The 13420-nt window shown below is 32.7% G+C and carries 15 protein-coding genes; 10 read left to right on the top strand and 5 right to left on the bottom strand.

The annotated features are described in order from the left end of the window. The first annotated feature begins 214 nt into the window (after window positions 1-214). From rpmH to ML436_13865, 9 genes are all read left to right on the top strand, one after another. The gene (gene rpmH / locus ML436_13905) at window positions 215-352 is read left to right on the top strand and encodes a 50S ribosomal protein L34 (protein ID UMT78185.1); all 138 of its coding nucleotides are present in this window, start codon (window positions 215-217) and stop codon (window positions 350-352) included. A gap of 120 nt (window positions 353-472) precedes the next feature. Next, a complete protein-coding gene (gene rnpA / locus ML436_13900) occupies window positions 473-826 on the top strand; it encodes a ribonuclease P protein component (protein UMT78184.1) in 354 nt (117 codons plus the stop codon). Window positions 827-981: 155 nt separating this feature from the next. Then, window positions 982-2361: a tRNA uridine-5-carboxymethylaminomethyl(34) synthesis GTPase MnmE gene (gene mnmE / locus ML436_13895; GenBank protein UMT78183.1), complete on the top strand. Its 1380-nt coding sequence runs from the start codon at window positions 982-984 to the stop codon at window positions 2359-2361. Window positions 2362-2429: 68 nt separating this feature from the next. After that, complete coding sequence (mnmG, locus tag ML436_13890) at window positions 2430-4307, top strand: tRNA uridine-5-carboxymethylaminomethyl(34) synthesis enzyme MnmG (protein ID UMT78182.1); 1878 nt, start codon at window positions 2430-2432, stop codon at window positions 4305-4307. Continuing rightward, a complete protein-coding gene (gene rsmG, locus ML436_13885) occupies window positions 4307-5026 on the top strand; it encodes a 16S rRNA (guanine(527)-N(7))-methyltransferase RsmG (protein ID UMT78181.1) in 720 nt (239 codons plus the stop codon). The genes mnmG and rsmG overlap by 1 nt, the downstream gene beginning before the upstream one ends. A 42-nt stretch (window positions 5027-5068) precedes the next feature. Beyond that, a complete protein-coding gene (gene noc, locus ML436_13880; GenBank protein ID UMT78180.1) occupies window positions 5069-5908 on the top strand; it encodes a nucleoid occlusion protein in 840 nt (279 codons plus the stop codon). A gap of 324 nt (window positions 5909-6232) precedes the next feature. Continuing rightward, window positions 6233-6586, top strand: coding sequence for a DUF3147 family protein (locus ML436_13875; protein UMT78179.1), 354 nt, complete (start codon window positions 6233-6235; stop codon window positions 6584-6586). 67 nt (window positions 6587-6653) lie between these two features. After that, complete coding sequence (locus ML436_13870; GenBank protein ID UMT78178.1) at window positions 6654-7049, top strand: DUF3147 family protein; 396 nt, start codon at window positions 6654-6656, stop codon at window positions 7047-7049. Between the two features lie 231 nt (window positions 7050-7280). Next, complete coding sequence (locus ML436_13865) at window positions 7281-7850, top strand: helix-turn-helix domain-containing protein (GenBank protein UMT78177.1); 570 nt, start codon at window positions 7281-7283, stop codon at window positions 7848-7850. A 126-nt stretch (window positions 7851-7976) separates the two neighbouring features. Here the strand turns inward: ML436_13865 and ML436_13860 are convergent, their stop codons facing one another. The 4 genes from ML436_13860 to vraD all read right to left on the bottom strand — a co-directional run bounded on the left by ML436_13860 (window position 7977) and on the right by vraD (window position 11461). Further along, window positions 7977-8177, bottom strand: coding sequence for a cold-shock protein (locus tag ML436_13860; GenBank protein UMT78176.1), 201 nt, complete (start codon window positions 8175-8177; stop codon window positions 7977-7979). 391 nt (window positions 8178-8568) lie between these two features. Then, window positions 8569-8760 (bottom strand): peptide resistance ABC transporter activity modulator VraH, encoded by a 192-nt coding sequence (vraH, locus tag ML436_13855; GenBank protein ID UMT78175.1) that lies wholly within the window; start codon window positions 8758-8760, stop codon window positions 8569-8571. 72 nt (window positions 8761-8832) lie between these two features. Continuing rightward, window positions 8833-10713: a peptide resistance ABC transporter permease subunit VraE gene (vraE, locus tag ML436_13850; GenBank protein UMT78174.1), complete on the bottom strand. Its 1881-nt coding sequence runs from the start codon at window positions 10711-10713 to the stop codon at window positions 8833-8835. Further along, complete coding sequence (gene vraD / locus ML436_13845) at window positions 10703-11461, bottom strand: peptide resistance ABC transporter ATP-binding subunit VraD (protein UMT78173.1); 759 nt, start codon at window positions 11459-11461, stop codon at window positions 10703-10705. Before vraD ends, vraE begins: the two co-directional genes overlap by 11 nt. A gap of 282 nt (window positions 11462-11743) precedes the next feature. Between vraD and ML436_13840 the strand changes: the two genes are divergently transcribed. Continuing rightward, window positions 11744-12256, top strand: a complete 513-nt coding sequence (locus ML436_13840; GenBank protein ID UMT78172.1) for an HdeD family acid-resistance protein — start codon at window positions 11744-11746, stop codon at window positions 12254-12256. A gap of 120 nt (window positions 12257-12376) precedes the next feature. On the opposite strand, the gene ML436_13835 is transcribed toward ML436_13840, so the two are convergent. Continuing rightward, window positions 12377-13183, bottom strand: coding sequence for an arylamine N-acetyltransferase (locus ML436_13835; GenBank protein ID UMT78171.1), 807 nt, complete (start codon window positions 13181-13183; stop codon window positions 12377-12379). Window positions 13184-13420 lie beyond the last annotated feature (237 nt).

The following is a 13420-nucleotide window of genomic DNA, read 5'->3' as shown; positions in this document are numbered from 1 at the left end:
ATAAAAGTAAAAAAATTGAGCAGTAGTATAAAATGAACTTGCGTTATAAAAAGGATTTTGTTATATTGTAGTAGTTGCTTGAATTATGACTAGATAATCAATGAGCTAAAACGAGAATTTTAATCTAAGAAACGCAAAATCTTATCTATTAAAGTGATCAGAGTCTGCATAATCTGGTATATTAGATAACTGTATAAAGATGGAGGTGTTTTGCATGGTAAAACGTACTTATCAACCAAATAAACGTAAACATAGTAAAGTTCATGGTTTCAGAAAACGCATGAGCACAAAAAATGGCCGTAAAGTTTTAGCGCGCCGTCGTCGTAAAGGCCGTAAAGTTTTATCTGCATAAGATCACTGACTCATCAGTGATCTTTTTTTTCGTTTAAATTAAGAATAAATAGAATTTTTGCGTTAAGCTCAACAGATGTTTAAATATAGCTTTAAATAAAAAACGATAAATAAGCGAGTGATGTTAGTGGAGAAAACTTACCGAATTAAAAAAAATGCAGATTTTCAGAAAATATATAAAAAAGGTCATTCTGTAGCCAATAGGCAATTTGTTGTATACACTTATAATAATAAAGAATTAGACCATTTCCGCTTAGGTATTAGCGTCTCAAAAAAACTGGGCAATGCAGTACTAAGAAACAAGATTAAAAGATCTATTCGTGAAAATTTCAAAGTACATAAATCACACATAATAGCAAAAGATATTATTGTAATAGCTAGGCAGCCAGCAAAAGATATGACAACTTTACAAATTCAGAGTAGTCTTGAACACGTGCTTAAAATAGCAAAAGTTTTTAATAAAAAGATTGATTAAGATAGGGTAGGGGAGAAGGCAAAATATAAACAAGACACACCGAAGTCTAACGTCAGACAAACGTAAGCCTTACCTTTTAGTTTGTTATAACTTTTTCAGTATTTATGAAGTATAAAAAATAAATGATACGTCATTAAAGGAGGCGAGTAAGTATTATGGATTTAGATACAATTACAAGTATTTCAACACCTATGGGTGAAGGAGCAATAGGTATTGTTCGATTATCTGGACCACAAGCTGTTGAAATAGCTGACAATTTATATAAAGGAAAACATCTATTAAAAGATGTACCTTCTCATACAATTAACTATGGTCATATTATTGATCCGGATACTAAAGAAGTAGTTGAAGAGGTTATGGTGTCTGTATTAAGAGCACCGAAAACATTTACTAGAGAAGATATCATTGAAATTAATTGCCATGGTGGCATTTTGACTATAAATAGAGTATTAGAACTTACTATGACACATGGTGCTAGGATGGCTGAACCTGGTGAATTTACGAAGCGTGCCTTTTTAAATGGTCGTATCGATTTATCTCAAGCTGAAGCAGTTATGGATTTTATACGTTCGAAAACAGATCGTGCTTCTAAGGTTGCAATGAATCAAATTGAAGGTCGACTTAGTGATTTAATCAAGAAACAACGTCAATCTATATTAGAAATACTCGCTCAAGTAGAAGTGAATATTGATTACCCAGAATACGATGATGTTGAAGATGCGACAACTGAATTTCTTTTAGAGAGATCTAAAGAAATTAAACAAGAAATTAATCGCTTATTAGATACTGGTGCCCAAGGTAAAATTATGCGAGAAGGTTTGTCTACAGTAATTGTTGGTAAGCCAAATGTAGGTAAATCTTCTATGTTAAATAACTTAATACAAGATAATAAAGCAATCGTAACAGAAGTGGCAGGTACGACTAGAGACGTCTTAGAGGAATACGTCAATGTCCGTGGTGTGCCATTAAGATTAGTTGATACTGCCGGTATCCGAGAGACAGAAGACATTGTTGAAAAAATTGGTGTCGAACGTTCTAGAAAGGCGTTAAGTCAAGCGGACTTAATTTTATTTGTATTAAACAATAACGAGGCGTTAACGCAAGAAGATTACACATTATATGAAGTGGTTAAAAATGAAGATGTAATCGTTATTGTTAATAAAATGGATCTAGAACAAAACATAGACATTGATGAAGTTAAGAAGATGATAGGTGATACACCTTTAATCCAAACGTCAATGTTAAAGCAAGAAGGGATTGATGAATTAGAAATTCAAATTCGTGATTTGTTCTTTGGAGGAGAAGTACAAAATCAAGATATGACTTATGTTTCTAATTCAAGACACATCTCATTATTAAAACAAGCAAGACAAACGATACAAGATGCGATTGATGCAGCAGAATCTGGTGTGCCAATGGATATGGTACAAATTGATTTAACTAGAACTTGGGAAATATTAGGAGAAATCATTGGTGAAACTGCAAGCGATGAACTTATCGATCAGTTATTCAGTCAATTCTGTTTAGGTAAATAGATAAGAGGTTTAGACGGAATGACGTCTAAAGAAAGGCTAGTAAGATATCAATTAAGGAGGTTTATATTGTGGTGCAAGAATATGACGTAATCGTAATAGGTGCTGGACATGCAGGTGTTGAGGCAGGTTTAGCATCAGCAAGACGTGGTGCTAAGACGTTAATGTTAACAATTAACTTAGATAATATAGCATTTATGCCATGTAATCCATCAGTTGGTGGCCCAGCAAAAGGTATCGTTGTTCGTGAAATCGATGCTTTAGGTGGACAAATGGCGAAAACAATCGACAAAACACACATTCAAATGAGAATGTTAAATACAGGTAAAGGTCCAGCTGTAAGAGCGCTAAGAGCACAAGCTGATAAGGTTCTTTATCAACAAGAAATGAAGCGTGTGATTGAGGATGAAGAAAATCTTCATATCATGCAAGGTATGGTAGATGAACTTATTATAGAAGATAATGAAGTTAAAGGTGTACGTACAAATATTGGTACAGTATATCATTCTAAGGCAGTTATCATCACAACTGGGACATTTTTACGTGGTGAAATCATTTTAGGTAATATGAAGTACTCAAGTGGCCCAAACCATCAATTACCATCTATTACATTGTCAGATAATCTAAGAGAACTTGGTTTTGATATTGTTCGTTTTAAAACAGGTACACCACCGCGTGTAAATTCGAAGACGATTGATTATTCAAAGACTGAAATTCAACCAGGTGATGATGTAGGGCGTGCGTTTAGCTTTGAAACTACAGAATATATTTTGGATCAATTACCATGTTGGTTAACATATACTAATGCAGAAACGCATAAGGTTATTGATGATAATTTACATTTGTCTGCCATGTATTCAGGTATGATTAAAGGAACAGGACCACGTTATTGTCCATCAATTGAGGATAAATTTGTACGATTCAACGATAAACCACGACATCAACTTTTCTTAGAGCCTGAAGGTCGCAATACAAACGAAGTGTATGTTCAAGGATTGTCTACGAGTCTTCCTGAACATGTGCAACGTCAAATGTTAGAGACGATACCAGGTCTTGAAAAGGCGGATATGATGCGTGCGGGCTATGCAATTGAATATGATGCGATTGTACCTACTCAATTATGGCCTACACTTGAAACGAAAATGATTAAAAATCTTTATACAGCAGGTCAAATTAATGGTACATCTGGATATGAAGAAGCGGCTGGTCAAGGTTTAATGGCAGGTATAAATGCAGCTGGTAAAGTGTTAGATACTGGTGAAAAAATATTAAGTCGTTCAGATGCATATATTGGCGTATTAATCGATGACCTCGTAACTAAAGGCACTAATGAACCTTATCGATTATTAACATCACGCGCAGAGTATCGTTTACTATTACGTCATGATAATGCGGATTTAAGATTAACAGATATGGGCTATGAACTAGGTATGATTTCTGAAGAGCGATATGCGCGTTTTAATGAAAAACGTCAGCAAATTGATGTGGAAATTAAGCGTTTATCAGATATTCGTATTAAACCGAATGAACATACGCAAGCGATTATCGAGCAACATGGTGGTTCTCGCTTAAAAGATGGTATTTTAGCTATCGATTTATTGCGTAGACCGGAAATGACTTATGATATAATCTTAGAAATTTTAGAAGAAGAACATCAATTGAGTGCAGATGTTGAAGAACAAGTAGAAATTCAAACGAAATACGAAGGTTATATCAATAAATCACTACAACAAGTCGAAAAAGTTAAACGTATGGAAGAGAAGAAAATTCCAGAAGACTTAGATTATAGCAAGATTGATAGCTTGGCGACAGAAGCGCGTGAAAAATTATCTGAAGTAAAACCTTTGAATATTGCACAAGCTTCTAGAATTTCAGGTGTAAATCCAGCAGATATATCTATATTATTGATTTACTTAGAACAAGGTAAACTCCAAAGGGTGAGTGACTAATGACTGTAGAATGGTTAGCAGAACAATTAAAAGAACATGATATTGAATTAAATGAGACTCAAAAACAACAGTTTCAAACATATTATCGTTTACTTGTTGAATGGAACGAAAAGATGAATTTGACAAGTATTACAGATGAACACGATGTGTATTTGAAACATTTTTATGATTCTATTGCACCTAGTTTTTACTTTGACTTTAATCAGCCTTTAAGTTTATGCGATGTAGGTGCTGGAGCTGGTTTTCCAAGTATTCCATTAAAAATTATGTTTCCGCAGTTAAAAGTGACAATTGTAGATTCTTTAAATAAGCGTATTCAATTTTTAAACCATCTGGCGTCGGAGTTGCATTTAGAAGATGTAAGCTTTATTCATGACAGAGCAGAAACTTTTGGCAAAGGAGTCTACAGGGAGTCTTATGACATTGTTACTGCAAGAGCTGTAGCTAGATTGTCGGTATTAAGTGAACTTTGCTTACCGCTTGTAAAAAAAGGTGGACAGTTTGTAGCATTGAAATCATCTAAGGGCGAAGAAGAATTAGAAGAAGCACAATTTGCGATTAGCGTGTTAGGTGGTAATGTTACTGAAACGCATACTTTCGAATTACCTGAGGATGCTGGAGAGCGTCAAATGTTCGTTATTGATAAAAAAAGACAAACGCCTAAAAAGTATCCAAGAAAACCTGGGACGCCTAATAAGACTCCTTTACTTGAAAAATAATGCAGAATCCTTTACAACTAACATAAAAGGAGCGAATGGATAATGAAAAAACCTTTTTCAAAATTATTTGGTTTGAAAAATAAAGATGACATCATTGGACAAATTGAAGAAGATCGCAATAGTAATGTTGAATCCATTCAAATTGAACGTATCGTTCCAAACCGTTATCAACCTAGACAAGTATTTGAGCCAAATAAAATAAAAGAACTTGCAGAATCAATACACGAACATGGCTTATTACAACCTATTGTTGTTAGACCGATTGAAGAAGACATGTTTGAGATTATTGCTGGAGAACGTCGATTTAGAGCGATACAATCACTTAATTTACCGCAAGCAGACGTTATTATTCGGGATATGGATGATGAGGAGACGGCTGTTGTAGCTTTAATTGAGAATATTCAAAGAGAAAATTTGTCTGTTGTTGAAGAAGCGGAAGCCTATAAAAAATTATTAGAAATTGGCGATACAACGCAAATTGAATTAGCAAAAAGCTTAGGTAAAAGCCAAAGTTTTATAGCTAATAAATTACGCTTATTGAAGCTTGCGCCGAAAGTGTTGCTTCGCTTAAGAGAAGGTAAAATTACTGAACGTCACGCTAGAGCCGTATTATCATTGTCTGATAGCGAACAAGAAGCGTTAATTGAGCAAGTCATTGCACAAAAACTAAATGTGAAACAGACTGAAGATAGGGTGCGCCAAAAAACTGGACCCGAAAAAGTTAAAGCACAAAATTTACAGTTCGCACAAGATGTTACTCAAGCCCGAGACGAAGTAGGCAAAAGTATTCAAGCAATTCAGCAAACAGGTCTCCACGTTGAGCATAAAGATAAAGATCACGAAGATTATTATGAAATAAAAATTCGAATATATAAACGTTAGTAGTAGAAAGTCGCATAGATTATGACTAACACACTAGCACGTAAAAGGCAAAGCTAAGACTATAATAGCTTTGTCTTTTTTGTTTTACGTGAAACATAAAAATTTATATTTTTATGTTGATTTGAAAATTACAGTTAATGGTAGTTTTTAATAATTTGAATTGGATTTATCATCGTATAAAAGCATTTATTGCTAGTTAATGAAAGTATCATGAAAGCTTTATGAACATCACTTGAGTTACCTTTACAGTGTGAAATTTAAGTTTTACACTTTGTGTGAATGATACGTTTTGTATTGAATTTATTATAGAAAGGTACGTTGAAGATGTTTTCGATTGGAAGTGCAATTCTTCATTTTGTCATTGGTGGTATCGCTGTCGCATTAGCTTCTATAATTGCTGATAAAGTTGGCGGTAAGTTAGGAGGTATTATTGCAACGATGCCGGCAGTCTTTCTTGCTGCTATTATCGCATTAGCTTTGGATCATCGTGGTATGCAACTTGTTGAAATGTCAATGAATCTTAGCACAGGAGCAATAGTGGGTATCTTGTCTTGTATACTAACTGTATTTTTAACATCACTCTACATTAAACATAAAGGCTATCGGAAAGGCGCAATATTCACAGTTGTCTGTTGGTTCATTATCTCCTTAGCGATATTCGGTATTAGACATTTTTAGTTTAGAAGTTGCGTAACATTAGGCTTTATCAATTTATCGAGTAATAAATTATTGGAGGCAGAACATCATGAAATTAACATTAATGAAATTTTTTGTAGGGGGATTCGCAGTATTACTAAGTTATATAGTGTCCGTAACACTACCTTGGAAAGAATTTGGTGGCATATTTGCAACATTTCCAGCAGTATTTTTAGTATCTATGTTTATAACAGGAATGCAATATGGAGATAAAGTTGCTGTGCATGTAAGCCGTGGCGCAGTGTTTGGGATGACAGGAGTATTAGTATGTATTTTAGTTACATGGATGATGTTACATATGACGCACATGTGGATGCTTAGTATTATAGTTGGCTTTTTAAGTTGGTTTATCAGTGCGGTATGTATTTTCGAAGCGGTAGAATTTATAGCACAAAAAAGATTAGAAAAACATAGTTGGAAAACTGGAAAATCGAATAGTAAATAGTGTTAATCTAGGATCACTGTTAGGATTTAATTCGCAAGTATTAATTACTATTGAACTATTTTTTGAGAAAATTTCAAGCGTGTAGATATTCCGAGTACGTCTTGGGGAAGTCTTCGAACCCTGATATTGTCGTATGTCAAAACATTTAGTCAATCATAAAGGTGACTTTAATTAACTTTATCTGATAGTCTGATTGTAATGATTGTACTAATTGAATGGAGGCGTATGTAATTGAATCTAAGTAAACAAATTAAAAAGTATAGGGAACGAGATGGTTATTCACAAGAATATCTTGCTGAAAAGTTATATGTATCTAGGCAGAGTATTTCTAATTGGGAAAATGACAAAAGCTTACCAGACATACATAACTTATTAATGATGTGCGAATTGTTCAATGTAACTTTAGATGATTTAGTAAAAGGGACTATTCCATTTGTACCTGATATTAAAGTGCAACGAAGTCTTAACTTATGGACATATGTCATGCTTATTTTCATGACATTAGCTGCAATTTTAACAGGACCTTTAATTGTTTATTGGAATTGGGCTTGGGGTATAACGGTGATAGTCATTTGTGGAATAGGTTATTATGCATCTATGAAAATAGAAGACTTTAAAAAAGTGCATAAAATGGATAACTACGATCGAATTGTTGCTTTTATGAATGGAAAAGATCCTAGTGAAGTACAAACGACTAAAGCTAGAAATATAAAAACAGGTGTACTTTCTTTCATAGCATTTGTTGGTGCAATCATTCTTATAGCTTTGATTAGTATGTATCTGGCAAATAAGTTTTTATAAATCATCGTGGTACTGTCTCATATTATTTGTATTATCTGAAATAGCATAAAAAAATACCAACAAGGTTTAGAACCTTGTTGGTAATCAAAGCGATTCATTTATAATGAGTCGTTTTATTTTGTAAGATTAAACAGTTTGTACGTTAACTGCTTGGTCTCCACGTTGACCTTCAGTGATTTCGAAAGTAACTTTTTGACCTTCTTCTAAAGTTTTGTAGCCATCGCTAGCGATACCTGAGAAATGTACGAATACGTCTCCGCCATTTTCTTGTTCGATGAAACCAAAACCTTTTTCTGCGTTAAACCATTTTACTGTACCGTTATTCATATAGAAAACCTCCATGTGCTTTTGCACTTAATATTTGTAACAAATTCATAACTAAAAAAGAGGATATTCTAAACAAATACACTACAATTTAATTCACGAGCTTTTATTACGTAAGACCAACTATACGCTCATATTGGCATAATGTACAGTGTTTTTTGAAAATAAATTAAAAAAGATTTTAAAAACCTTTAGAAACGTTGATTTAGAGGGGTTTTTAAAAATGGAAAAATTGTAGTCTCTTATGATATTTGATTGTTTTTTAAGTGACATATCGTTTAAACATGATGATTTTATAAGCAATCCAAAAAAACAAGCAGCGATAAACGCTACTTGTTAATATTAAAACCTGACTTGAAAGGTCATAGCAATCTTATATACCGATGGAATACACTTATTTGCCTTTTTCTTCACGACGTTTTAAATAATAGGCGCCACCTAATAAACCAGCTGGAATGCCTATAATTGGTGTTGTGAATGAGCTTAATACAATAACAAGTATTGTTAAAGCAATGACGTTATACCAAGTTACAGTCAAGTTTTTTAAATCCTCGTATGATTGTTTTACTAATTCTTTAAATTTCATGATTAAATCTCTCCTTTTCTTAAATCAAAGTAATAGTTATACTGCTTTTCCAAAATTAGAATCTAAACTATGCTATATAGTTTTCTTAATCAACTTGTTTGAGTGAACAAAAGCAATCAGTGCGAAAACGATATAAATTAGTGTATATATAACGATGACAATAATCACCGGTATAAATGAAATATTTCCCATCAGCTTCATAAAAGCAATAGCTGCGAATAAAGCATGCAGTATAGCAATTAATAAAGGTAAACCAAAGTTAAATGTAATTTTTAATAAGAGCCCTTTAAGCATATCTGTATGTGTAAAGCCTATACGTTTTAATACCCTAAAATTGCTTAGTTCATCCTCAGTTTCATCCATTTGTTTAATATAAATAATGCATCCTGCGGCGACTAAAAAGGCTAACCCTAAAAATGATGTAACAAATATTAGAATACCGTTAGTTGCATCAACCTCTTTTTTCATTTCATCATAAGTGATGACTTTGCCTCCAAGCTGTTTTGCAATTGCTTGAGCTTTTTCCTTTTGTGATGTTTGTTTAATATCATATCCATAAAAAGTATGAACGTTATTTTGCGTTTTCAACTGCTGATATTTTTCAGGGCTTACTTCGACGACAGGTGAGTTGAAGCTTAGATTTAAAGGATAAACCTTACTTTTGTCTTCTTGTGTAACACGGAAAGTTTCATTTTTAGTACCTTTTACTACTAAATCTTTGTTTAAATGAATATTAATAATGTTAGGAAGTGATTTTGTATTTGTAATGATGGCATTGTTACCAGTTAACTTTGTATTTGCACTTAAAATAGAATTCGTGCGACCTGAATCACTACCATTTTCCAAAGTAATAACCTGATCTTTAACATTATTTACAGTGATAGTTTCATAATAATTTTTAGTAAATGTAATATGTTGTTGGCTTAGTTTAGATTCAAATTGATGCGCATCTTGAGAGGCGACCACGTTAAATTCATTTGGTGCCATAGATGTAAGGGTTTGATCTGTATTTGATTTAGATAATGCTGCGAAACACAATACAGTTACAGTAACTGCAGAAATAATTGCAATGATAGTTAAAGACATCGCATTTTTCTTCATTCGGTACATAATAGAAGATGTAAATACAACATCTGTAATAGATACGCGTCCATTTTTTGATTTTTTCAATGTTTTAAAAATAAGTGACACGGAACTTCTGAAAAATAAATACGCACCTGCAACTGTTAAAAATAAAATGATAAACGGTGATGCCATTGCCATAGTTAGTGCTTTGAATGTACCAAACATTTCTGTTGCCATATAATAACCTAGCGCAATCATAGCAATACCTAATATGCCTGAAATAAACTCTACTACAGTTACTTTTGCATTTGTGGCATCAGTTTTAATTGAATCTTTCATCATTGATAAGATACTACGTCTTTTTAGAAATAAAGCACTTTGAAATAAAATCAGTACATACGCAATCACTAGCATGAAAATAGTTAAAACGAGTGCCATAGGTTCGAAATGTATCGATAAGTTAATCGATAACGACATTACTTTGGAAACAATTGATAACAATAATTGTGCACCTGCGATGCCACATAATACACCGACAACACCAGTAATTAGAAACACAATCATTTGTTCAAGTGCCAACATTTTCAAAATGTTTTGTCGTGTTAAACCAATTAACTGAAATAATGCAAATTCGCGCGTACGTCTTTTCACGAATAGATGATTGGCATACATTAAAAAGATGACGATAATGATGAATAAAAAGATTGACCCTACAAAAGCACCTTTCTTAATAATTGCCATAGAATCGTCATTGTTTATACCTTTAGTGAATTGTAACGTAGTAAAGCTGAAATATAAGACGATACTAAAAAATAATGAAAATAAATACATCGCATAATGTTTTAAGTTTTGACGTAAATTTTTTAAAACGATATGGTTAAATGTCATTTGACACACCACCTAATACTGATTGAAGATGCACGATATCTTCATAAAAGGCCTGTTTAGAACGTCCTTCCTGGTAAAGTTGTGAATGAATTTGTCCATCTTTTAGCATGATGACACGCTCTGCAAAACTGGCTGCTACGGGATCATGTGTAACCATAATAATAGTTGTATCAAAAGACTTGTTCATATCTTCTAAACGTTGTAATAAATCATTGGCACTTTTAGAATCTAGCGCACCTGTTGGCTCATCTGCAAATATAATTTGTGGTTTGTGAACAAACGCTCTTGCAGCTGCTGTACGCTGTTGTTGGCCACCAGACAATTCACTTGGGTATTTATTTCCCAGGTCATAAATACCTAATGCTGTTGTAATTTTTTTATAATTTTCTTCCATTGTCGATTTTGACATTTTCTGAACGGATAAAGGTAGCATAATATTTTCCTTAACAGTTAATGTCGGTAAAATACTATAATCTTGAAAAATAAATCCTAATGATTCTTTACGGAACTTGGCAAGGGCTTTTTGATTAAGTTTATTAAGTTCTTGTCCATTAGCAATAACACTACCTTCAGAAACTTGGTCAATTGAACTTAGGACATTTAATAAGGTAGTCTTACCTGATCCAGAAGGACCCATTATTGCTACGAATTCTCCTTTTTGTATATCGAAATTTATGTCTTTAAGTGCTTGGAATGTATGCTTTTTACCATACTTTTTTGACAAATGTTGAACTGATAATATTGTCATAGTCTCACTCCTTTTGTATTTAATTTCATTTTAAATAATGTTTGGAGCAGTAGCCTTTATCTAAACTTACAATTCAATGAATGAACCTTACAGAGTTGAAAGCTATCGCTACTTAGTAGATTTTTGAATGAGGATACAGATTTATCGCACATATTAGACAAAAGAAATGGTGCTTTCTAAGTGACGATGTTTGTGTAAATTAAGAAAAGGGAATTTAATTATTGTATAATAAATTTTTTGTAAAAATTAAAAGAGAGCTTTATTTGAAAGGAATTGATTTTTATGGCAAAAACAAATCAAGGTATTAAGTGGTCTAGTTTAATAATGGGTGTATTATTATTAATGTTGGCAGTCGTTATTTTTACATTTCCAATTGAAAATTTTTATGCTATTACGTGGTTGATTGGACTGTTTGTATTAATTAACGGTGTGATTCAAATCATTTACCGTAGAAAAGCAAAAGCTTTAGTAGGTGGAAGTCAAAGTTGGATTGTCTTTATGGGTGTTGTAGATATTCTCTTTGGTCTATTAGTTATTTTTAATGTTGGCGCAAGTTCAGCATTCTTTATTTATATGTTTGCATTCTGGTTTATTTTTAGTTCTATTGCAGGATTATTTACATTTTCAGGTAGTGGTAACTTAAAACTAATTTCAGTTATCTTTAACGTTTTAGGTATTTTATTTGGTGTTATTTTATTATTTAACCCGTTAATGGGTATTGTCTTTGTGTCGACGATGATTGCTATTGCATTTGTATTCGTAGGTGTTATTTATATTGTAGATGCACTTGCTTAAGTAAAATGAAGCGGTTCAAAAGAAGGGTGTGGCATGAAGTTTGTGCTATATCCTTTTTATTATATTTATGAAGCATAAAAAAGGGGCGCTACCTACAATAAGTAAGTTACGCCCATATTTTTATATTTTACTATTATTGTTTTCAATACGATTAATAGTTACATTTAGTCCAAAATATTTTTCTAAAAAATGTTTATAGTTATCTTTAGTGACATCAAATTTTTCTGAGCTACCATTCCTTGTTAAAGTTAAATGATTTTCAGACATTGTGGCGCGTCCAAATGATTGTGGCATTGTAATTAGTAAATGCTTAACAAAAATTGAATCTGGGTTGTTTTGATTATATTCGATGTTGCTATTAAAATCTTCTATTTGTTTAGGTTTGAATTCAGCTTCATATTTTGTATTCCAGTTATTATTTTCAAATTTTTGTACATAAAATAGTTCCCTATGTTCATTTTCAAAAATAGCACGAAATGTGCCACTTATGTCTGTGACTGGTTGAGTTTGGTCTGACGAAGTAATTGGCATAGCGTGTAGAGGTAAGTCTCCAAATCCGACATCTGCTACATAAAATACATTGTTAATCGGTACAACAAGTGACGCATGTGAACCATTTAGACTACGGCCACCATTAGGTGTATGGATGGTAGCGGACATTAACTGCGGATTAAATCCTTTTTGTAATAAATATGCTTTAAAAAATGAGTTCAATTCATAACAAAAGCCGCCACGTTTATCATGAACAATTTTATTGAAAAGTGCATCAATATCTATAGATATAGGTTTACCATTTTGTACATCAATGTTTTCAAAAGGCACTGTTAACATAAATCGAGTTGCATAATAATTCAAGGCTTCAACGCTCGGTTCATCATAATGATTTGAATCAATTTCTAAGTAATCCTCTAACTTTGCAATATTCATTTCCATACCTCCTCCTGTTTCAAGACTATAAGTAAATTGTAAGCATAAATATAGAAATTTCAAACGAGAAAGCATCGAATCTTAAGTAACCAGAATATAAAAAGACGATAAAAAACTACATTCTTAAATGATGACCGAAACAAAAATGTGATGTGGACACCAATTAAGAATGTAGTATAGAAAAGTCAGTGTGCTGGCTGTCTAACTAAATGCGAAGTTAGCTATAATAGCAAGTTG

Origin of the sequence: Staphylococcus roterodami, from assembly GCA_022493055.1 — a bacterium.
Taxonomy (GTDB): Bacteria; Bacillota; Bacilli; order Staphylococcales; family Staphylococcaceae; genus Staphylococcus; species Staphylococcus singaporensis.
Note: the sequence above shows the minus strand (reverse complement) of the source record. Positions and strands in the feature narration are given on the sequence as shown.

Bases quoted from the DNA above. Each gene is read 5' to 3' on its own strand.
- rpmH (UMT78185.1), top strand. From the start codon at position 215: ATGGTAAAACGTACTTATCAACCAAATAAACGTAAACATAGTAAAGTT.
- rnpA (UMT78184.1), top strand. From the start codon at position 473: ATGTTAGTGGAGAAAACTTACCGAATTAAAAAAAATGCAGATTTTCAG.
- mnmE (UMT78183.1), top strand. From the start codon at position 982: ATGGATTTAGATACAATTACAAGTATTTCAACACCTATGGGTGAAGGA.
- rsmG (UMT78181.1), top strand. From the start codon at position 4,307: ATGACTGTAGAATGGTTAGCAGAACAATTAAAAGAACATGATATTGAA.
- noc (UMT78180.1), top strand. From the start codon at position 5,069: ATGAAAAAACCTTTTTCAAAATTATTTGGTTTGAAAAATAAAGATGAC.
- ML436_13875 (UMT78179.1), top strand. From the start codon at position 6,233: ATGTTTTCGATTGGAAGTGCAATTCTTCATTTTGTCATTGGTGGTATC.
- ML436_13870 (UMT78178.1), top strand. From the start codon at position 6,654: ATGAAATTAACATTAATGAAATTTTTTGTAGGGGGATTCGCAGTATTA.
- ML436_13860 (UMT78176.1), bottom strand. From the start codon at position 8,177: ATGAATAACGGTACAGTAAAATGGTTTAACGCAGAAAAAGGTTTTGGT.
- vraH (UMT78175.1), bottom strand. From the start codon at position 8,760: ATGAAATTTAAAGAATTAGTAAAACAATCATACGAGGATTTAAAAAAC.
- vraE (UMT78174.1), bottom strand. From the start codon at position 10,713: ATGACATTTAACCATATCGTTTTAAAAAATTTACGTCAAAACTTAAAA.
- vraD (UMT78173.1), bottom strand. From the start codon at position 11,461: ATGACAATATTATCAGTTCAACATTTGTCAAAAAAGTATGGTAAAAAG.
- ML436_13840 (UMT78172.1), top strand. From the start codon at position 11,744: ATGGCAAAAACAAATCAAGGTATTAAGTGGTCTAGTTTAATAATGGGT.
- ML436_13835 (UMT78171.1), bottom strand. From the start codon at position 13,183: ATGAATATTGCAAAGTTAGAGGATTACTTAGAAATTGATTCAAATCAT.